13 protein-coding genes are annotated in these 22374 nt (G+C 26.7%); 10 read left to right on the top strand and 3 right to left on the bottom strand.

The features are described 5' to 3' along the window. Positions 1 to 100 precede the first annotated feature (100 nt). From BINT_RS14275 to BINT_RS14285, 3 genes are all read left to right on the top strand, one after another. On the top strand, positions 101 to 1927 hold the full coding sequence (locus BINT_RS14275) for a methyl-accepting chemotaxis protein (protein WP_041177533.1): 1827 nt from the start codon (positions 101 to 103) through the stop codon (positions 1925 to 1927). 535 nt (positions 1928 to 2462) lie between these two features. After that, on the top strand, positions 2463 to 4376 hold the full coding sequence (gene flgK / locus BINT_RS14280) for a flagellar hook-associated protein FlgK (RefSeq protein WP_014489273.1): 1914 nt from the start codon (positions 2463 to 2465) through the stop codon (positions 4374 to 4376). Positions 4377 to 4579: 203 nt separating this feature from the next. After that, on the top strand, positions 4580 to 7417 hold the full coding sequence (locus BINT_RS14285; RefSeq protein ID WP_041177534.1) for a methyl-accepting chemotaxis protein: 2838 nt from the start codon (positions 4580 to 4582) through the stop codon (positions 7415 to 7417). 65 nt (positions 7418 to 7482) lie between these two features. Here BINT_RS14285 and BINT_RS14290 read toward each other — a convergent pair whose 3' ends face one another. Next, complete coding sequence (locus BINT_RS14290; protein ID WP_014489275.1) at positions 7483 to 10599, bottom strand: PD-(D/E)XK nuclease family protein; 3117 nt, start codon at positions 10597 to 10599, stop codon at positions 7483 to 7485. A gap of 194 nt (positions 10600 to 10793) precedes the next feature. Between BINT_RS14290 and BINT_RS14295 the strand changes: the two genes are divergently transcribed. Then, positions 10794 to 12167 carry an MATE family efflux transporter gene (locus BINT_RS14295; protein WP_014489276.1) on the top strand — a complete coding sequence of 458 codons (1374 nt, stop codon included), beginning with the start codon at positions 10794 to 10796 and terminating at the stop codon, positions 12165 to 12167. Positions 12168 to 12642: 475 nt separating this feature from the next. Here the strand turns inward: BINT_RS14295 and hisF are convergent, their stop codons facing one another. Continuing rightward, positions 12643 to 13398 (bottom strand): imidazole glycerol phosphate synthase subunit HisF, encoded by a 756-nt coding sequence (gene hisF, locus BINT_RS14300; protein WP_041177535.1) that lies wholly within the window; start codon positions 13396 to 13398, stop codon positions 12643 to 12645. A gap of 247 nt (positions 13399 to 13645) precedes the next feature. Here hisF and BINT_RS14305 point away from each other — a divergent pair, with 247 nt between their 5' ends. The 6 genes from BINT_RS14305 to BINT_RS14330 all read left to right on the top strand — a co-directional run bounded on the left by BINT_RS14305 (position 13646) and on the right by BINT_RS14330 (position 21563). Further along, the gene (locus BINT_RS14305; protein WP_014489278.1) at positions 13646 to 14542 is read left to right on the top strand and encodes a fumarylacetoacetate hydrolase family protein; all 897 of its coding nucleotides are present in this window, start codon (positions 13646 to 13648) and stop codon (positions 14540 to 14542) included. 571 nt (positions 14543 to 15113) lie between these two features. Further along, complete coding sequence (locus BINT_RS14310; protein ID WP_014489279.1) at positions 15114 to 15614, top strand: hypothetical protein; 501 nt, start codon at positions 15114 to 15116, stop codon at positions 15612 to 15614. Next, positions 15607 to 16149, top strand: coding sequence for a ComF family protein (locus BINT_RS14315; RefSeq protein WP_014489280.1), 543 nt, complete (start codon positions 15607 to 15609; stop codon positions 16147 to 16149). Before BINT_RS14310 ends, BINT_RS14315 begins: the two co-directional genes overlap by 8 nt. A gap of 218 nt (positions 16150 to 16367) precedes the next feature. After that, on the top strand, positions 16368 to 18128 hold the full coding sequence (gene aspS, locus BINT_RS14320; protein ID WP_014489281.1) for an aspartate--tRNA ligase: 1761 nt from the start codon (positions 16368 to 16370) through the stop codon (positions 18126 to 18128). 352 nt (positions 18129 to 18480) lie between these two features. Beyond that, complete coding sequence (locus tag BINT_RS14480) at positions 18481 to 20271, top strand: tetratricopeptide repeat protein (RefSeq protein ID WP_014489282.1); 1791 nt, start codon at positions 18481 to 18483, stop codon at positions 20269 to 20271. A gap of 608 nt (positions 20272 to 20879) precedes the next feature. Continuing rightward, a complete protein-coding gene (locus tag BINT_RS14330) occupies positions 20880 to 21563 on the top strand; it encodes an HAD family hydrolase (protein ID WP_014489283.1) in 684 nt (227 codons plus the stop codon). A gap of 341 nt (positions 21564 to 21904) precedes the next feature. On the opposite strand, the gene BINT_RS14335 is transcribed toward BINT_RS14330, so the two are convergent. Continuing rightward, positions 21905 to 22327, bottom strand: a complete 423-nt coding sequence (locus BINT_RS14335; RefSeq protein WP_014489284.1) for a hypothetical protein — start codon at positions 22325 to 22327, stop codon at positions 21905 to 21907. Positions 22328 to 22374: the final 47 nt, after the last annotated feature.

Raw genomic sequence — 22374 nt, forward strand, 5'->3', positions numbered from 1 at the left:
TACAATTTTTTTTATTTTTATATTCAAATTATTCGAATAAAATATATATTAAAACAATTATTTTAAAAATAATAACAAAATTTCATTAGGGTTTATATGTATGAGAAAAATGAAGAGTTTATCTTTTAAAGTTCCTTTCATTATAAGTATTATCATTTTTATTACAATTCTTATATTGGGTACACTTTCTGTATTATCATCTACAAGAGCAGTAAAAAGAGCAACATTGAATGGATTTAAATCTACAGTTTCAGGATATGCTTCTATGGTAGATATGGTGCTTCATGAACAACTGCTCGCTATTGACACTTATTCTAAATCATCAACCGTATTCAATATACTTTATACTAATGATGTTAATGTAAAACAGCAGAGCATAAATAGATTAAAAGACTTTAATTCTGTAAATAGATATGCTCTTAATATGGGACTTGCAGATGTTAATGGAAAAATAATATCTGATAGTGATAATGCCTCTCTTGAAGGTACATCTATATTCGATTCTGATCCTGAATTATTTACAAGATTAAAAGCAAATAATTATAACGGAACTTATGCCAATACCATCGCAAAAGATTCTCAAGCTATACTTCTTTGCAGAGGCTTATTTAATTCTCAAGGAAATTTAATAGGTATTATTTACATAAATATAGATCTAGGAAAAGTCAATAAAGATTTTATTGATAATATTAACTTTGACGGCGATATAACAATAGCAAATGATAAGGGTATTATCATGCTTTCATCCGATCATAACAGAATAGGCACTTCATTACCTCAAGTTTATGATATAACAAAGACTACATCAGAAGGTCTTATAGAATCTTATGTGTTTGGAAATGATAAAAATAAACGTTCTGCTGCTTATAAGAATATTAGTATAATGCCTTGGTCTGTTATATTTGCAAATTATAACAGTCAAATTTATAAAGATATAAGAGGTATAATTTTTAGAACATCTACAATAGGTCCGTTCTTTATAATATTAGCCTGCTTTGTAGTTGCTCTTTATATAAAGACTATAACAAAACCATTAATTTCACTTGTATTATTTGCCAAAGAAATATCTCAAGGTAATTTGGTTTATGAACATCAGAATATTAATAGAGATGATGAATTAGGTATGCTTGCTAATTCTTTCTTTAATATGCGTGATGTACTGCTTGATATTATAATGAAAGTTAGAGTTTCTGCTGATGAAATAACTAATAGTGCAAGAGCTCTTTCAAAAGACAGCGAAGATTTATCAAGAAGAACAGATACCCAAGCATCTAGTTTGCAGGAAACAGCTTCATCAATGGAAGAGATGGCTTCAACTATAGTATCATCTACAAATAAATCAGTAGACGGAAATAAAATGATGATAAACTCAAAAGCATCTATTGAGCATGCAGGAAGTATAATTTTAGATACTGTTCAAAATATAGAAGAAGTTAATGAAGCTAGTACAAAAATAAAAAACATCACAAAAATAATAGAAGATATAGCATTCCAAACTAATATACTTGCTCTTAATGCCGCAGTAGAAGCAGCTCGTGCCGGAGATCAAGGTAAAGGTTTTGCGGTAGTAGCCTCTGAAGTAAGAAATTTGGCACAGACTACTCAATCATCAGTAAAAGATATTACTAGCCTAGTAGATAATGCTTATGAAAAAATTACTAAAGCCACAGAATCAGCAAGAGAATCACAGGAGATATTTAAAGATATTCAAGATAAAATAGATGTAACCTCAAAACTCATGGAAGATATAAGTACAACAGCATTAGAACAGCAATCCGGAGTTCAACAGGTTAATAAAGCAATAACAGATATGGATGCAGTAACTCAGCAAAATGCCGCATTAGTAGAACATACTTCTGCATCATCTAGTTCTTTGCTTAATCAGGCTGAAGAATTGGTTAATGCTATGAGCTTCTTTAAAGTATAAATTTTTTGAAAAATAAAAATTATAATGAAAAAATAATAGACTGTCTTTTAAAAGATGGTCTATTATTTTTTAAATTTTGCTGGCATATTTTTTTATTATTCAGTAATTATATATATTTATTTTAACTCATAAAATATTATTCAGAATTTAGTCCTTAAAAATTACACTATACCAAAACCTGTCAATTAAGAAAATTATTTCATCAAATAAAATATATACTAAAAAAATATATTGTTTTAGGCTTATTTTATAAAAAGAATTTGTTTAACTGATATTAAAAATTAATCTTATCTATACTTATATTATAATTTTGGAGAATAATAAATGAGAAAGATAAATAGAATGAGATACCTGTTAGCATCAGAAGGAAATGAAGAATCTTTAATAAAAGTATAAACATAAAACATATATGCCATTTTTTTATTATGTTACCTTTTGTTACAATAATAATAAAAAAAATGTAATAATTTTTTTTGTAAATACGATAATTCTAATAATTAATTAGAAGCAAATTATTTTTTTAAGGAGCATAATAATGTCAACAAGCTCATTTTTCGGTATAGAATTAGGTAAAAGATCATTACAAAACTTCAAAACAGCTTTGGAAGTTACAGGTCATAATATAAATAATGTTGCCACTAAAGGATACAGCAGACAAAGAGTGGTAATGCGTTCATTCGATAAGCCTTTAGAAGCCCCTAGTTTGAATAGAGCTGAACGTGCCGGTCAAATAGGACAGGGTGCTGAAATAACTACAGTAGAGAGAATAAGAGATCAATTCATTGACTCTAAAATAATGATGGAGCTTGGTACTGACGGTTATTGGAAAACAAAATCGGATTATTTAAAGCAATTAGAAGCTATATATAATGAGCCCGGCAATGCAAATTTAAGAAGCGATTTAGATGCTTTCTGGGATTCTTGGCAGGAAATGGCTGCTAATCCTACTGAAAGAGGCACTAGAATGGTGCTTGTAGAGAGGGCCGACAGAATCAATAATTCTATTAATCAGATGTTCAATCAAATGAACGGTATGCGTAATAATTTGAACAACTTAGTTGAAAATAAAGTTAATAGAATCAATGATATAGCTAATTCTATAAAAGATTTAAACACTGAAATTGTAAAACAGCAGGCATTGGGACAAAGCCCTAATGACTTATTAGATAGAAGAGATTTACTTGTTGATGAGCTTTCTTCTCTTGCTAATGTTGATATAAAATCTATGGACCCTGATGAAACTATGATTTATATAGGCGGAAGAGCTTTAGTTCAGGGAAATGTAGTAAGCGAATTAAGTGCTGAAAAAAATATCAATAATGAAGGAATGTATGATATTTATTGGAAAAAAGATCATGTTCAAGTTCAGTTTGAAGGCGGAGAATTAAAGGCTTTATTAGAGCTTAGAGATGTTGATACTGTTGATGCTATTAATGATTTAGATACTTTCGCTATGAATTTAGCAGACAGCGTAAACGAAGTTCATAGAAGCGGTTTCGGACTTAATCAGGAAACAGGTATTGATTTCTTTACTGTTACAAAAACTACTCCTTCCGTAATAGGTAATTTTGATATTAATAATGATGGACAGGAAGATTCTACTATAATGTTCAAAGTAAGCGGTGTTAATTCAGTAGATTCTACCGCAAGTATAGGAAGTAGCGGAACTTTAGTATTCGGAAATAAATCAAGAGAAGGTGCCGATGTTGCTATAGATTATACTGCTCAAATGAAAGTGGGAGAATTAATAGATAAAATCAACTCAAGCGAAGCTAATGTTTCAGCTTATTTAGATGATAAAAACAGACTTGTTCTTAAAGCAAGAGGTTTTGATGATTATATGAAGCCTTCATATTTCATTAAACATATACAAGATTCCGGTGATTTCCTTGTAGGAATAACTGGAGTATTGAATCAGTCTGGTGCCGCTGGTGCTTATAATTGGCAGACAATAGATCAAGTAAACCAATTAGCAGGAGATTTCAGAAACTTTACAGTTACACCTGACAGACACCCTGCTGCAGCTATCGCTGTTAATGATATTATCAGAAATGATGTAAATTATATAGCAGCTTCTAAAGGTATAGATACTACAGGTAACGGCTTCAATGATAAATGGAATGGTATAGGCGATGGTTCTAATGCTTTGGCTATTGCTAATTTGAAAACTAAAGAAATAATGGTAGACAGCAAATCTACATTCAATGATTTCTATACAGGAAGTCTTGCTAAAATAGCTTCAAGAACAGAAACGGCTAATGCTGAAACAGAAAAACAAACTGTTGTTATGGAATATCTTGAAAAATTAAGACAATCCGTATCAGGTGTTAACTTAGATGAAGAAGTTGCTCAAATGGCTATGTATCAGCATGGTTATAATGCATCTGCTAGAGTTGTAAGTGTTATGGATCAGCTTTTAGATGTTGTAATAAATAGAATGGGTGTGTAAGTAATATATAGATTTTTTGAGGCGGTATCAAATAAATTAGATGCCGCCTATTTTTATATTTAAAATTTAAAAGTATAATAAAAAATATTATACTTTTTTATCGATATCCCTTTACAGCTATTAGTTTTAAATATATTATAGATATTAATTCTTTAAAATATATACTTCCAATGCCGATATTAACTACACAGGAGCATTTTGAAATGGGTATAAAGATTCGTATAATTTTAATAATAGTTGGAGTTATGGTTTTGGTGGCTTTCAGCACCAATTTCTTAAGTAATACTTTAAATACGGAAACTTTTTCTACTGTTATAGAAAGAAGTTTAGATAATAGATTTAGATTAATAGAAAAAGAATTTGAATATAATATACTTTCAGCAAGAGAAGAATCTGCCAAAATTTCTACAACACTTTCAGTTGTTTACAACAATATTAAAAATTTTACTATAGATGATAGAGATGAATACTTTAAAAATTTCTTATCCGCTACTGTAAATGAATCTCAATTATATTTTAATAGAATTGTTAGCGTTTTATTTCACCCTAATGCTATAGCTGATGGAAATGAACCTTTTACTCTATACAGATACTCCACTTTCAATAAAGAATTCACAAAAGTAAATACCACAAACAAAGCTATGTGGGATGTTTTGACAAATACTTATGGACAAACATACAAAAGTATATTACGCAGACAAATATTGAAACCATATATGATTAATGAAGGCCCTCATATTGGAATGACATTCAATATAGCTTCTACAATACCAGATATTCAAAATGAGGAAAAAATTGTTGGTATTGCAAATGTAGGAGTTCTTTTCAATTATTCTACAGAGAATATAAAAGATATTCTTAATATAGAAGGTGCCGATATAATGGTAATTGATAAAAGAAATTCAGCTATCATTAATTCAAAAAACCCTGATATAGTAAATGGAAGATTAGATATATTATATCCTCAATACTATGAAGTATTTAATTCTAATCTAACTGCAGGATTTAGTAAAACAGATAATATAGAAATAAATAATACTTTATGTAAAGCTTATGTTGCTAATATAGCAGGACTTATAAATATAGTAATGCTTATACCTAATTCATATTATACTGCTCAAATAAAAGATATGAATGATGCTATATTCTATACTATAATAATAGCATTTTTAATGGCAATAGTTACTATTATATTCTTCATCAAATTATTATTCAGTTCTATTACTAAAATATCTGATGCTATAGGTAATTCTGTTGATAATAAAGATTTAACTGTAAAAATACCTGCTGTTTCAGGAAGCGATGAAATAGGAGAGATGACTAAATGGGTTGGGCTTTTGAATAACTCACTTCAGTCAGTACTTTCAAGTGTAAAAAGAACTATTTTAACTTCTAAAAAACAAAGTGATACTCTTTCACAAAAAATTAGTGATAATTTAGAAATAATATATGGTATCAACAATAATATAGAAGTTATTAAAAATAATGTTAATGATGAATTGAATCAGGTAGAATTAGTAGAAAGCAGTAACCAAAATATGCAGGAGTATATAGCTTCAAATACTAGCAATATTGATTCAGTTGAAAAAGATACTAGAGAACTTCAAAGTAAAATCATTGAAGAAGGTGAAAATATAGAACAAATAGCTGCCTCAGTAGAGGAAATGAGCAAAACTATAGAAAATATAGATGCTATTATTTCTAAAGCTACAAATAAAGCTAAAGACTTGTCATTGGCTTCTGTAAAAAGTAAAGAGAAGATGCAGGCTACTTCTATGGCTACAGGAGACTTAAGAAATGCTTTAGGATTTATTTCTAATTTCGTAAGTTCTATTAGAAACATCGCACATCAAACAAACCTTTTGGCTATGAACGCTGCTATTGAGGCTGCACATGCCGGAAAATATAGTTCAGGTTTCGCGGTAGTTGCTGAAGAAATACGTAAATTATCTGAGGTTTCTAACGAGCAGGCTGATAATGCTAATAAAGTTCTTCAAAACATCGAAGAAAAAATCATTATCACTACTAATGATTTGACAGAATCTACAGAGCAATTTGATATACTTACAAAAGATGTACAGGAAGTTACAGAGATTATGGATACTGTGCATGTATCTTCTGTAGAACAGTTAAAGGCTATTAATGAGATAGTAGACTCTATCACTAAAATTTCTCAATCAAGTGATCATATTAAAACTCAATATATTGATATGGCTGATAAACTTGGAAATATAAGAAACAGTCTTGAATCTCTTAATAATATTTCTATTTCTACATCTAAGACTATGAATAAGCTCAAAACTATATCTGAGTCTATACATACTAGTGTAGTAAATATTTCTGACAGTTCCAATGATCTTTCTACTTCTGCAAATGTTATGAATAAATTTGCAAATGATAATAACAAACTATTATCAGAACTCGAATCAGAAATATCTCAATATAGAATTAGAGATATTAAAACTAAGAAAGATACTGTTACTCAAAGAGTTAAAGGTATTACATTAATAATATTAAAAGAATTCATAAAAACAAAATTCGGAGAAGAAGGATATCAGAAATGGGTAACTGCAATGGAGCCTTCATCTTCTTTAATATTTAAAAATGAAATATCAAGTAAAGAATGGTATCCTTATATGACTTCATTCCATAAACCTTATAAATTGGTATGTGATTTATTCTATGCTGGTGCTAATACAGGTATTAAGGAAATTTCAGAATACCATTACCATCAAATAATACCTAAATATATTAGACCATTACTTTTCTTTGTACCTAAGCATTTCGCTTTGACTTATGCTGCTGAACATATATTCACTGATTTATTTGATCCGGCTAGAATAGAGTTAATTAAAGCTAGAAAAAAATTATTGGTAGTTCATCTTACTAATTTCAATGATGATCCTGAAGTTATTGAGCTTGCTGTACTTGCTTGGGCTAGCCTTTTACTTGAATCTCTTACACATATTAGATCTACTATGGAAATTACTAAATCTATTAAAGATGGAGAGATTTACACAGAATTCGTACTTAAATGGTAATTTAAGTTTTGATAAAATAAAAGGAGCTGTAAATAACAGCTCCTTTTTTATTATTTTTTACTGCTTTAACTTTCATCGTCATCTTTTCTATATACTTTTTCACAGTAAGGAGCATTATAACAGTTGGCACAATTTGTGATATTGGATATATAAACTAATTCTCCTTCTAAAATTTTATTAAACACCTCATCAAAATAATCAGTTAAATTGTATTCACTGTCAATAAACCCGCATATAGATAAAAGCATATCTCTGTCATTATACATCTGATTAATTTGCTGAGATTCATTTATAACTTCTTTTTCCCTATATACTGTAAATACTACTTCACAATGCTTTATTTTTTCTTCTATATTCTTTTTAATATATTCACTAAGTATATATTTTAAATATAAAATAGGCTGTAAATATATTCTGATTGTTTCTCTTATAATATCTTTTTGAGTTTCGCCTTTAGGCTTTTCTAATTTATAACTTGACTTATAATCAACTATTCTTACACCATTTATATTTTTATGTTTTTTATCAGAGTAACTTAAATCAATTCTATCAACTATACCTCTTATTTTTATAGATAAATCTTTATTTTTATATATTACAAAATCTTTTTCATCTCCTATTTTTTCTTCAAAATATTTTGGTATATAGAAAGCTCCTTCATCTTCTTCTTTCAATTTATTATTTATGATTTCTTTTTTTATGAAAGATGACATAACATTTAATGCTTCTTCTCTTATAACATTTAAATCAAATTTATATTCTAATAAATACTTCTCTTCCAAATCCTTTGAAGAATAAGACTTTATTAATTTATTTATATGATCTTCTACAACCTGATTTGCTATATTGCAGTAATTATTAAATTCGCTTTCTATTAAATGGCATCCTTCATCTGAATACTGATTTCTAACTTCCTCATAGAAATTCTGAAAGAATCTATGATATGCACTTCCTCTATCCATATAATTTATGCCTTGTATTTTTGACTCGACAGATTCTTTTGAGTATAATCTTGAATAGAAGAATTTAGCTGGACATTCCATTATAGCCTGTAAAGTTGTAACGGATACTTTCTCTTTTAAAATATTCAAAAAGAAATTTTTTATATCTTCATTGTTATTAAAATCATGATGTATATTTTTATTTTGCTTATGATAAACAAGGTCTATAATACTTTCTGCATTATCAATTTTATAAGCTATATCATTATATAAAAATAGGCTCATAAGATTTTCTTTATCAGTATGGATATTATCTTCTCTTTGTATATATTCTTTTCTGTATATGAGTCCGTTTTTCTCTAAACTTTCAAATTTAAAATCTTCATTATATAATTCTCTATAAAGATTTTCTAGATAATAAAATGGTATCTCCAAATTTCCTTTTTCATCTTTAAATCTAAAAGAAAAATAAATATTACTATCCTCATAACTTGAAGACAATATATTTAAAAATAAAGCATAATGAATATCTGATAAATAGCTTTGAGTATTGAAAACTATTTTTTTATTTTCTTTATTTATTGCCTCTCTAAATTTGGCACTTATAAAAAATGCATTAGGTCTTCTATTTATAAAATCATTATTCATTCCTAATATAAATATATGTTTTAATTTTAAACCTCTGGCATCATATAAATTACTTACTGTAAGAGTTATATCTCTATTTTCATCTTCGCCTATAGATTTGTCTCTTAAAATTGTATTTAAAGCTGAATGAAAATCAAAATGGCTTATATCCTGATTATCTATATTTTCAAGTTTTTCTGTATATGCTATTTCCAATATAAGATTAATGAATAAAGCTAATGCCTCATTATCTCTATAGAAATATTCATTTTTTTTATCATAAATATTATCTAATTCTTCTGAATCTTTTGTATTTTCTATGTTTCCTATATTTAAAAAATTCAAAATATTTATATATGCAAGCCCTATTTCTTTATAGCTTTTCTTTGATACAAGATTATTTAATAAATCCAAAAATTCCGCTATAGATTTTGAAGCCTCATTATATTCAAACTTCTTAGAAATTTTATTTTTAAAATCTTTGAAAGACATTTTTGAAAATATTTCTATGGAGTTAAAATGCTCATAAGAATAAATCAAATCTCTTATATTATAAGGATTAACACCATCAAGTTTTATATATGCAGAAGATAATATTTTTATTAAAGTATCTACATCTATTTCACCATTATACTTATCCAATATTAAAAATATTGAAGTAAGCACAGGTATTATAGGAACTTTCCATATAAAGTTGGCTCTTCTTTCATTGAATTTTATTTGACATTCTTTTAATCTGCTTGAAACAATATCGCTGTATGATTGAATATCTGAAAATATTATTCCTATATCATAAGGATTAACTCCACTTTCTATAAGTTTAATTATCTCATCAATAACAGTGTCAGCTTCTTGTTTAGCACCGAATCCGGATATAAACTTTATTTTATCTTTATATTTATTTATATCCTTATTTTCTCCAATCAAAGCCTTAGCAAAATTTGAAGTTTCATTTATTTCAAAATTATCAATACCTTGATAGAATGATTTATAATTATTAAAATGCTTTTCCATATCATAAGGCATTACAACTTTTATATTTTTATTATAATGCTTTTTTAAAGATTCAAGAAATATCAAATGCAAAGGAGGAATTTTTTCAAAATTATAAATCGTTATAGATTCATAAGTATTTAAAAATTCTAATTCCTTATTTTCTATAGATTTTATAAAAAGCTCGAAAATATCAAATTCATCTAATAAATTATTTTCCTTATTGTATTCTTTATACAGATTTATTATTGCATTTATATCTTTAAGATTATTGTACTTTTCTAATTTAAATCCGTAAAACTTGGCTAATGTTATTTCCTCTATAAGTTTATATAAAGTATATGCCAATTCATAAGTTGTATTTTGTTTTGATATTAATGCTTCTTTATTTTTTTCTTTATACTGAAATAATATATTATGAATATTGATTATTGATATTGATTCATCTATATCCTGAACATTATTATCTATTTTATAATTTTCAAAAAACATTTCTTTACTGCTTCTATAGTATTGATGCAGTGTTTGATAATTGGTTATATCCAAAGTATATTTTTTGAAACGATCTTTTAGATAATTATTTTTTGCTTTATAATTTGGAAATAAAAATAATTCTTGCATATATGATATCTCTTTTTTTATTTTATTATACTAGAATGAATATATTTTGTCAAAATGAGTTTTAATGCGTATTTAGAAATTTTAGAACCCACCCAAGATTTCATTATATTTATAGCTAAATTATCACTTGATTAATGCTTGATAATAAAAATCAAATATAATATAATAACCCTTTACTTTTTTGGGAAAACATTATGAATCAGAACGATAAAAAAATAGATATATTTGAAAATTATCCAGTATATAAAGCATTAATAACATTGGCACTTCCAACTATACTAGGAATGCTTGTTAATGTATTTTATAATATGGTAGATACTTTTTTTGTAGGACAAACTAATGATCCTAATCAGGTAGCTGCTGTTTCTTTGACTATGCCTATTTATTTGGTTCTTATGTCATTCGGCTCTATATACGGAATAGGCGGAGCTTCTTACATATCTAGAAGTTTAGGTGCTAGGAATTATGATAAGGCGAAGCAGGTTTCATCTTTCGCTTTTTTTGCGAGCGTTATTACAGGCTTTGTATGTATGATAGTTTTTTTATTATTCTTAAATAATATACTAAAATTATCAGGAGCAAGCCAAAATACTTATAAATTTGCCAAAGACTATTTGCTTATAGTGGCATTCGGAGCGGTATTTGTAGTTTGTCAAATGTCATTGGGGCAGATTGTACGTTCTGAAGGTTCTTCAAAAGAGGCCATGATAGGTATGATGCTTGGTACTATAATAAATATCATATTAGATCCAATAATGATACTATATATGAATATGGGTGTTGCTGGTGCTGCTCTTGCCACTATAATAGGAAATGCTTCTTCTACATTATATTATATTTGGCATATAGCTAAAAAAAGCAGTTTCCTTTCAATAAGATTCAAAGATTTTTCATTAACAAAAGATATATTAAATAATGTGTTTTCAATAGGGTTCCCTGTGTTTATGAATAATGTTCTTATAAGTATAGCGAATATTTTAATAAATAACTTTGCCTCAAGATATAATGATAATGTTGTGGCAGGGCTTGGAGTTTCACAAAGAATATTTATGCTTGTTCTTCTAGTATTCATAGGATTAGGACAAGGGGTACAGCCTTTTATAGGATACAATTTTGCCTCAAAAAATTATAAAAGAATGAATGCTTCAATAAAACTTTCATGCCTATTTAGTTTTGTATCAGGAATAATATTTTTAATTTTTGCTTTTATATTCTCAAAAGAGCTTATAGCGATATTTATAAAGAATGATGAAGTTATAGAATACGGCTCTAAATTTTTAATAGCTGCATATTCCGTAGCTCCTATTATAGGATTTCAATTTGTATTTATATCAACATTTCAGGCATTAGGAAAAGCATTGCCTTCTTTGATATTATCCGTATGCAGACAGGGAATAGCATTTGTACCTGCGATATATTTCGGTACAAAATTTTTTGGAATTAATGGCATAATATGGTCACAGCCTATAGCAGACGTTGTTTCTATACTATTATCTGGTGGAATGTACATCTATATTTATATAACAACAAAAAAGAAAAACATGCTTGAAAATGAGATTAATTCATAATTAATCTTGCAATTTTATATACCGCACGTAGAGTAAAATTCAAAATATAAATTGATTATAAATGATAATCTAAACAATATATAAAAATGCATTCTACGTGCGTTAAATAAATTTTTAAATATAATAAATACTAGGGCGGGTGCTATAATTACAAATTAAAGCTATAAATATAAAAAAGCTATAACTACAAATTAATACATAAAATAATAAAGGGCGGGCAAGTGTAATTAAGTTTTAAAACCTATTTTCACTCCCCACCCTCAAGACTTATAGTTTTTATATAGAATAGAAACTTTTAATTTTTTTATTACTAAATTAGAATTTTTAGCACCCCACCCAAGCGGATTTCAAATTTAAAGACTTTATACCGCACGAAGAGTAAAATTAAATATATAAATTTATTATAAATAATAATTTAAATTAAATATAGAGCCTATTCACCGTGCGTTAATAAAAATTAAAATATATAAAAAATTTAAAGCCTTACTTTGATATTATTTTTTTGAAGATACTCTTTTAATTCTTTTATATCTATTTCTTTAAAGTGGAATATCGAAGCAGCAAGCCCAGCATCAACACCTTTAACCTGAAATACATCTTTAAAATGCTCCAAGTTTCCTGCTCCGCCTGAAGCTATTAAAGGTATGGAAACATTATCAGCTATTTCTTTAAGTAATTCTATATCAAAGCCGTTTTTTACACCGTCTGTATCAATACTATTTATTACAAGCTCCCCTGCCCCATTCTTCTCACCTTTTACAGCCCATTCAATCGCATCGATTCCTGTATCTTCCCTTCCGCCCTTAGAAAATACAGAATATTTTCCATTAACTCTTTTTATATCTATAGAAAGAACCACGCATTGATTGCCGTATTTTTCAGCTGCCTCTCTTATCAAATCAGGATTCTTTATAGCTCCTGAATTTACGCTCACCTTATCAGCTCCGGATTTCAAAACCATATCAAAATCTTTTATAGTGTTTATTCCTCCGCCAACTGTAAGAGGTATAAATATTTCATTTGCCACTTTCTCAAGTACATTTACAAATAATTTTCTTCCCTCATAAGAAGCCGTAATATCATAAAATACAAGCTCATCAGCTAAAGAATTATTATAATATTTGGCAAGCTCTACAGGATCATCAACATCTTTTAAACCTTCAAAATTAGTACCCTTTACAACTCTGCCGTCTCTTACATCCAAGCATGGAATTATTCTCTTTGTTATCATATAAAAACACCCTATTAAATTTATAAAAATTATACAGTAAAAATTTTATTTCGTAAAGCACAAAGAATATTATATATAGTAAATAAATTATTTATTTAAGCTATATTGAAAAACATTTATAAATTTACTATAATGTATGAAACACTATTGATTAAAAAACTTTAAAAATTATCTTAATTTTTTATTAGAAAATACTGTAATATAGAAGTTTAATATATCAATAAAAATATTTTTTCGGAGTTATATAATGAAATTTGTATCTTTTGTTGAATGGAATAATACGGAGTCTGTGGGTATATTAAGCAAGGACGGAAATAAAGTTATTGCTATTAATGAAATAATATCTGATTTCAAATGCAATAATAACCCTATGATACAATTAATAAATATGATAAATGAAAATAATGATATTCTAAATAAATTAAAATATGCTGAAGAAAATTTTGAAAGAGCATACTCTATAGAAAATGTTAAAATATTATCTCCTATAAGAAAGCCCATTCATGATATTATATGTGTAGGGGTTAATTACAGTGATCATCTAGGCGAAATAAAAAAGGACATGAAAGATTTTAAAGAAGTTAAAGCACCTGTATATTTTTCTAAAAGAGCTATAGAAATAATTGGTTTTGGGGACAAGATAAAATCAAGATTCGATTTAGATGAATGCCTTGACTATGAGGCTGAATTGGCTGTTATCATAGGAAAAACTGCAAAAGATATAAAGCCTGAAGAAGTTAATGATTATATATTCGGATATAGCATATTCAATGACATATCATCAAGAGACATACAAAAAAAACATTCACAGTGGTATAAAGGAAAAAGTTTAGATTCATACTCTGCTATGGGACCATGCATAGTTCATAAAGATGATTTTAAATTACCTTTAAAGCTAGATATAAAAAGTATTTTAAACGATGAAGTAAGACAATCCTCTAATACTAAATACATGATCCATGATATAAATTATTTAGTATCAGACATATCAAAAGGTATGACTTTAGAAGCAGGCGATATAATAGCAACAGGAACTCCGGGAGGTGTAGGAATGTCTTTTAATCCTCCTAAGTACATGAAAAGCGGAGATAAAATAATTTGCTCTATAGAAAATATAGGCGAACTTATAAATTTTGTTGAATAATTTTTTATTAATCTCATTAACGCACGGTAAGCATACTCAATATTATAATTTAAATTATAATTATTAATCAGCATATATTTTAAATTTTACTTAACGTGCGGTATATGCATTACAAATTTAAAAAACGCTTGGGGGGCAGTTAATAAATTCTACTTTAGCAATAATGAAAAATAATAATTTTTAAATATTGTAAATCTAATTATAAAAATTGTGAGCGTCCGGAAAGTTTACTTGTCGGAGTATCCTTGCGAACAATTTTTATTAGCAATAATAATAATAATTTTTAAAACTTTAATTACATACCCCGCCCTTTTTTCTATAAAATACAATTTAGAAATTTCTGCTTAATTATTTTTTATATACTAACACTGAAATGTTAACACCCGCCCAAGTTTTTATTAAATTTTCAACATTATTCAACGCACGTTTAATAACTTTTTATTTATTATTTAAATTATAAATTAAAATATTTTTATGTTTTGTAATCTAATTAACGTGCGTAAATTTTGACAAATATAAATATTTAAGTATAATACATAGTAAAAGCAAATAATTTAATCAGGATATTTTTATGAGAACTATATCTTTAAGAAAAATAAATGTTAATATTTTCATATTGTTTCTGCTAAGTATCATAAGTTTAGCTTCACCTATTATAACACATTATTTCGGATTTAAAGGAACTGAATTTCTTCCTTTATTTTTTGCATTGTCTTTGGGAGCTTATATATTAAATCCTGTATTTTTAATAATGCTTAGTTTTATATCTCCGCTTTTGAATTATTTTCTCACAAATATGCCTATGCCTCCTACATTATATTTTTTGATATTTGAAGGAGTTGTATTTGCTAGTGTAATAAGTTTAATGAAAAATAAAAATATATCTTTTATATTAACTTCATTATTTGCCATTATACTAGGAAGATTATCATCTGTAATTCTCACATTTATTTTTGATATAAGCATTAATACTTGGTTAAACGGAGTTATTGCTGGATATAAAGGAATAATAATAAATTGGATTTTTGCAAGCATAATGTATCTTATATTAAAAGATAAAATAAATGAATAATATTTTTACTGCTTATAAAAAATTTAGTATAGACAATATATCCATAACAGCATTAGGAGATTTGGATAAAGAGCTTGGCGATGAATTAAGAGCATTCAAAAAAAAGAGTATTGATTTTCCTATAAAGATAACAGAACAAATAAAAAATTATTATTCTGATTATATAAAAACAAATAATAAAAAATTTGACATTATACTTTATGTGCCTTCAAATAAAAATAATGGTGTAATGGATTTTTTTGCTGATTATATATATAAAGAATTTAATATAGAAAAATGCGAATTTATAAAAATAAAAAAAGATATAAAAGAACAGAAATTTTTGGAAACTCTAAAAGAAAGAAATGAAAATATTAAAGATGCTTTTGAAATAGTAAATTATGATAAACTCAAAAACAAAAATATACTTTTAATAGATGATGTTTATGCATCAGGTGAAACTATAAAAGAGATTATAAAAATATTTAAAGAATTTCAATTCAATTATAATTTAGAGATACTAATTTTCTGTTATAGAAATCATATTTTTAGCTAATTATAAAACATATACATTCATTTTACTCATAAATTAGATAGTTTGTTTATTATAAAATACAATAATTTATTATAAAAATTGATACATATTTTGTTAGATTGTTGATTTTTATACCTATTTATAATATAATTATTATGTTTATTCAAAAAAGAAATATAACTTATTTTTTATAATAAATTTTAAACAATAAAATAATCAACTAAAAAAGAGGAATTAACATGCGTTTTAAAAGTGCCTATAATGGTATATTAACAAAAGATGATATCGGTAAAGAAGTTAAGCTAGCCGGCTGGGTTTTAAGAAGAAGAGATCATGGCGGAGTAATATTCGTAGATTTAAGAGACAGAACAGGATTCGTACAAATAGTATTCAATCCTGAAATAAGCAAAGAAGCACATAATGACGCTCAGGATTTAAGAAGCGAATATGTTATCAGTGTAGAAGGTAAAATCAGAGCTAGAAGTCCTGAAATGATTAACCCTAAAATTCCTACTGGTGAAATTGAAGTTATGGTTGAAAAAATGGAGCTTCTTAATACTTCTGAAACTCCTCCTTTCCTACTTGAAGATGATATTGATACTGGTGAAGATATAAGATTAAAATACAGATATTTAGATTTAAGAAGACCTACTGTATTCAATAACTTATATAAAAGATTCCAAATTACTAATGCTTTTAGAAAACATTTATCTGATAATGGTTTTATAGATGTAGAAACTCCTATATTAAATAAAAGTACTCCTGAAGGTGCTAGAGACTTCCTTGTTCCTTCAAGATTAAATGCTGGAGATTTCTATGCATTGCCTCAATCTCCTCAAATATTCAAGCAAATACTTATGATAGGTGGTTTCGACAGATACTATCAAATAGCTAAATGTTTCCGTGATGAGGATTTAAGAGCAGACAGACAGCCTGAATTTACTCAGGTTGATATTGAAACTTCTTTCCTTAATACTGATGAGTTTTTATCTATTATGGAAAATGTTACTGCTAATATAGTTAAAGATGTTTATGGTATTGACTTACCTACTCCATTCCCTAGATTAAATTATTATGATGCTATGGAAATGTACGGAAGCGACAAACCAGACACTAGATTTGAATTAAAACTTATCAATGTTGAAGATGCTGTTAGAGGATGTGATTTTGCAGTATTCAAAAATGCATTAGATAACAAATTTATAATAAGATGTTTGAATGCTAAAGGCGGAGAGAAATTAAGCAGAAAAGATATTGATGACTTTACTAAATATGTTGGTATATTCGGAGCTAAAGGACTTGCTTGGATGAGAGTTACTGATAAAGGACTTGAATCTAACATAGTTAAATTCTTCTCTGAAGAAAATCAAAAGAAAATATTAGAAGTTACTAAAGCAGAAAAAGGCGACTTATTATTCTTCGTTGCTGATACTCCAAAAGTAACATTCGATGCTTTGGGTAATTTAAGATTAAAAGTTGCTGAGAAATTAAACTTAATAGATAAAGATAAATTAAATTTCTTATGGGTAGTAGAGTTCCCATTATTTGAATATGATCATAAAGAGAAGAGAATATCAGCTACTCACCACCCATTCACTGCCCCAGTACCTGAAGATGTTGCTATACTTGAAAGCGAGCCTTTAAAAGTAAGAAGCGATACTTATGACTTGGTATTAAATGGTAATGAAATAGGCGGCGGCGGTCAGCGTATTTATGACAGCAAAGTACAGGCTATAATATTCAAACTTTTAGGCATAGACGAAGAGAAAGCAAAATTGAGATTCGGATTCCTTCTAGATGCTTTAAAATATGGTGCTCCTCCTATGTGCGGTATGGCTTATGGTATAGATAGAGTTGTTATGCTTTTACAAAAACAAGACAGCATAAGAGAAGTTATAGCATTCCCTAAAACTCAAAAAGGACAATGTTTGATGAGCGGATGTCCTTCTACTGTTGATGCTGATCAATTGGAAGAGTTACATTTAAGTATAGAAGAATAAGAATATAATAATAATTTTTAAATAAAAAAGTCCCATTATATTTTATATAGTGGGGCTTTTTATTTTTTAAAAATTTATTCCCACTCCCAACCTATGTCTTTTTTGCAACTTTGACGAAGTCCATAAAAAAGTTGATAGTTAAAAACATCAACTTTTCCCGTGGCAAAAGTTGCAAAAGCACATAGTAATATAGATTAATATTATTAAATAAGTTTTTTGGCAGCTTTGACGAAATCTAAAAACAAAAATTTTCAGTATATATACTTTTAATTTTTTAATACTTAGCCTTTTATATATTGTTTAATAATTTTCATAATGCTGTATAATATAGCAAATCATCTAAGGTTTATTTATGGAAGTTAATAATACAAACAATAAATATAAAAATAATACATGCATAATGATTATATTATTTTTACTTGCTTTTGGAGCATTTTCGGGAATATATTTTTTACATACTAAAAATATAGAAAGCAGATTTAATAAAGCATTAGAAAATTATTCTCTAAATATACAAACTATAATAAGCAATACAACTATAGATAAAACTGTTACAACTAATGAATCAGAAAATACAATTACAATAAATAATGAATTTATAATTAGTGAAGAAATAGCAAATAATTTCAAATCAACTTTCGATATAAATACAAAAATGCTTGAATCCTCAATGGCAGAGATAATGAAAAACTCAAATGATGTTTTAAGTTTTTGGTTTGCATTTTTATCTGTAATAATGATAGTATTCACATTTGCTGGAATATTTATCAATAATAATATTTTATCTGAGAGCAAGGAAAATTTTAAATATATAAATGACCTAAAAAAAGATATTGAAAACTACAAAGAAAAAATTCATAACTATGAACTTAGTATTGAAAATTTACAATTAAAAATTGAGACAGAAACACAAAGAAAAATATTTGAATTAGAAACAAATTCAAATAAATTTTTAAAAGAAATAGATGAAAAAAACAACGAGGCTCTAAATTCAATAGATAAATTAAAAATAGAATTTAATGATTCCATAAACTCAATTCAAGAAAAATCAAATCAAATGATATCAGATATAAAAGAACAAGCACAGACAGAAAGCGAACAATTAATAAAATCAATAAAAGATAAAGCAGAAGAAGAAACCCAAAAACTCATAGAAAAAAATAATATAAATATAGAAATATCAAATTTATTTAATTCAGCCTATCAGGCAGATAATAATAAAGAATATGATAAAGCTATAAATTATTATAATCAAATCATAGAAATGACAGATGATTTATTGAAAGAATATGATAAAAACTCTGAAGAATATTCTCAATACCAAAACAACTACTACATAGCTTATAATAACAGAGGTAATGCCAAATATAATTTAGAACAATATAAAGAAGCTATTAAAGATTTTGATAAAGCTATAGAATTAAATCCCAATAGTTCAAAAACTTATTATAATAGAGGTAACACTAAATATAGTTTAGAACAATATAAAGAAGCTATTAAAGATTTTGACAAATCTATAGAATTAGATCCTAATAATCAAGACACTTACAATAACAGAGGTATTGTTAAAGCGGATTTAAATTACTATAAAGAAGCTATTGAAGATTTTAACAAATCTATAGAATTAGATCCTAATTGTTCAGAAGCTTATAACAATAGAGGGACTACTAAATTAGATTTAGGATTCAACGAAAAAGCTATTAAAGACTTTAATAAAGCTATAGAATTAAACCCTAATAATTCAAGTGCTTATAATAATAGAGGTAATGCTAAAAATAAATTAGGACTATACAAAAAAGCTACTAAAGATTTTAATAAAGCTATAAAATTAAATCCTAATAATGGAAATGCTTATAATAATAGAGGTAATGCTAAAAACTACTTAAAGAAATACAAAGAGGCCATTAAAGATTTCAATAAAGCTATAGAATTAAATTATAATCAATTTATAGCTTATTATAATAAAGGTATTTCCAAGTCCTATTTAGGACTCAATGATGAAGCCTATAATGATTTTATTAAAGGTTATAATTTAGCAGATGATACATCTAAAAAAGAGTACGAACAAAGAATTATTGATTTAGCTAAACACAATAATGAAGCTGCTATAAAAATATGCGATAAAAAGGGTTGGAAGTATTAATTTTTTATTTTTATATACGGGGCTTTGCCCACACTTTGCGTGATAAATTATATTACATGTAAAATATTTTTTAGTATGATTTAGCACTAATTTTATACTTGCACTTTCGCGAAGCGTATCCGAGCCTGTCGAGGATATAAGGTTCTTTGACTATGTCCGCCTCGCTGTGCGTGCCTTCGGAAGGTGTGCGGCGGGAAAAAGAACAACAAAAAATTTACAAACTTAAAAATTTTTAGTGTATACCTAAACAATTACATTTTGTCAATTTTTATATTTTGTAAATATATTATCAACTTTTTTGTCGCTCAAAAAAGTTGCTGCCACAGGCACGCTTCGCAAAAACGCATATACTACAGCTTAATATTTTAAGAATATGTGTTAAATGTAATATAATACTGTAATTTTATGTCAAAAATGCAGTCTTTTTGGTTCTTTGTGTCAACAAAAGAACTGGGGGTTCGGGGGCTAGCCCCTGAAAATAATAACAATATAAAAACTAATTTTGACAAAATTAAAAATTTTTAGTATATACTACACAATATTAAAAAAAATCGTATTATATAATTAATCAAATAATTTTATTTTTTAGAATTGAAGGAATATAAAATATGAATAAATTAGATTTGGTAATATTCGATATGGACGGTCTGCTACTTGATACTGAAACTATAAGTTTGGCTGCTTGGAAAAAATCTTTTAAAAATTATAATGTCAATATAGATGTTGAAAAATTGTTTTTCAGTAAAATATTAGGATCAAATGAAAATACAATAAAAAACACAATAATGGAAATTTCAAATAATAATGAAAAATTATTTTATGATATAATTAAAAGCCAAATAGAAGAATCTTTTAATATAGTTAGAGAAGATGGCATCAATATAAAAAAGGGAGCCAATGAATTAATAAAGTTTTTAAATGATAATAATATAAAAAAAGCTATAGCTAGTTCAAGCATAAGAAAAAAAGTTGATTTGTATTTAGAGAAAACTAATTTGAAAAAAGAATTTGATTATATAGTTTGCGGAGATGAAGCAGAATCCCCTAAGCCTTATCCTCATCTATATAATAATGCCTGCAGTTATTTTAATGCTGATAAAAATAATGTAATAATATTAGAAGATTCTAAAAACGGACTTCTATCTGCCAAGAATGCTAATATAGAAAAAAGATTTTATATTCCTGATTTACTTTTATTAACTGAAGAAGATGAAAAAGAATTAGCGTACAAAAAATTTCATGATTTAATAGAAGTAAAAAACTATATAGAAAATAATTTTAAATATAATTAAATTTTATTCTCATTCCCCACCCTTTAAAGTTTGATGCCGTATCATGAAATTTTAATGCTAATTATATTTAAAGCCTAATTAGAAATTATAGCACCCACCCAAGTGTTTTTTAAATTTTTAAAAATCTCACAACGCACGTTTAGCTAAATTAAAAAATATAAATAGATTAATAATACAATATTTATTATATTTAAAAATCTGTTCACCGTGCGGTAGAATATTTTTTAATCTCATTAAAACTTGGGCGGGCGTTAACATTTAAAAATCAATAATAAAAATAATTTAGATTAAAATTTAAAAAATAAATTATAAAATATAAAGGGTGGGATTTATTAATAATTTTATCTTATCTTGGTTAAATTTCCTTCACCTATAGCATTATTGCTTGAAACATAATATAGATTCATTATAGAAGAATTAAATGATAAGGTAAGATCATATCTTATTCCAGATGATGTAACTGAAGCTTTATACATATTATCAGATATTTTTATTAGGCTTTCTTTGTATATTGGAATATGCAAATTAATAAGGCTTCCCCAAATTCTTATAGTTACTACACTTCCGCTGCTTACTATTACATTTGCAGTAGCCTGAGATGTGAGATTATTATTTTCTATTATTGTAACAGATCCTTCATAAGTACCATAGTATTTATCATCTATACCATTATTATTAAATGATAATGATCCTGTATTAAAATTAAGACAGCTGCTTATAAAAAATGCAGAAAATATTATTATAATTTTTAATAATCTGTTCATATTTTACCCTTATAGATATATAATACTACAAAATTAATTTATGTCAA

The sequence above is a fragment of the Brachyspira intermedia PWS/A genome (assembly GCF_000223215.1).
Taxonomy (GTDB): Bacteria; Spirochaetota; Brachyspiria; order Brachyspirales; family Brachyspiraceae; genus Brachyspira; species Brachyspira intermedia.

Excerpts from the sequence above, each read along its gene's own strand:
- BINT_RS14310 (WP_014489279.1), top strand. The coding sequence starts at position 15,114 with ATGAGAACTATATCTTTAAGAAAAATAAATGTTAATATTTTCATATTG.
- BINT_RS14285 (WP_041177534.1), top strand. The coding sequence starts at position 4,580 with ATGGGTATAAAGATTCGTATAATTTTAATAATAGTTGGAGTTATGGTT.
- BINT_RS14295 (WP_014489276.1), top strand. The coding sequence starts at position 10,794 with ATGAATCAGAACGATAAAAAAATAGATATATTTGAAAATTATCCAGTA.
- flgK (WP_014489273.1), top strand. The coding sequence starts at position 2,463 with ATGTCAACAAGCTCATTTTTCGGTATAGAATTAGGTAAAAGATCATTA.
- hisF (WP_041177535.1), bottom strand. The coding sequence starts at position 13,398 with ATGATAACAAAGAGAATAATTCCATGCTTGGATGTAAGAGACGGCAGA.
- BINT_RS14315 (WP_014489280.1), top strand. The coding sequence starts at position 15,607 with ATGAATAATATTTTTACTGCTTATAAAAAATTTAGTATAGACAATATA.
- BINT_RS14330 (WP_014489283.1), top strand. The coding sequence starts at position 20,880 with ATGAATAAATTAGATTTGGTAATATTCGATATGGACGGTCTGCTACTT.
- aspS (WP_014489281.1), top strand. The coding sequence starts at position 16,368 with ATGCGTTTTAAAAGTGCCTATAATGGTATATTAACAAAAGATGATATC.
- BINT_RS14305 (WP_014489278.1), top strand. The coding sequence starts at position 13,646 with ATGAAATTTGTATCTTTTGTTGAATGGAATAATACGGAGTCTGTGGGT.
- BINT_RS14480 (WP_014489282.1), top strand. The coding sequence starts at position 18,481 with ATGGAAGTTAATAATACAAACAATAAATATAAAAATAATACATGCATA.
- BINT_RS14335 (WP_014489284.1), bottom strand. The coding sequence starts at position 22,327 with ATGAACAGATTATTAAAAATTATAATAATATTTTCTGCATTTTTTATA.
- BINT_RS14290 (WP_014489275.1), bottom strand. The coding sequence starts at position 10,599 with ATGCAAGAATTATTTTTATTTCCAAATTATAAAGCAAAAAATAATTAT.
- BINT_RS14275 (WP_041177533.1), top strand. The coding sequence starts at position 101 with ATGAGAAAAATGAAGAGTTTATCTTTTAAAGTTCCTTTCATTATAAGT.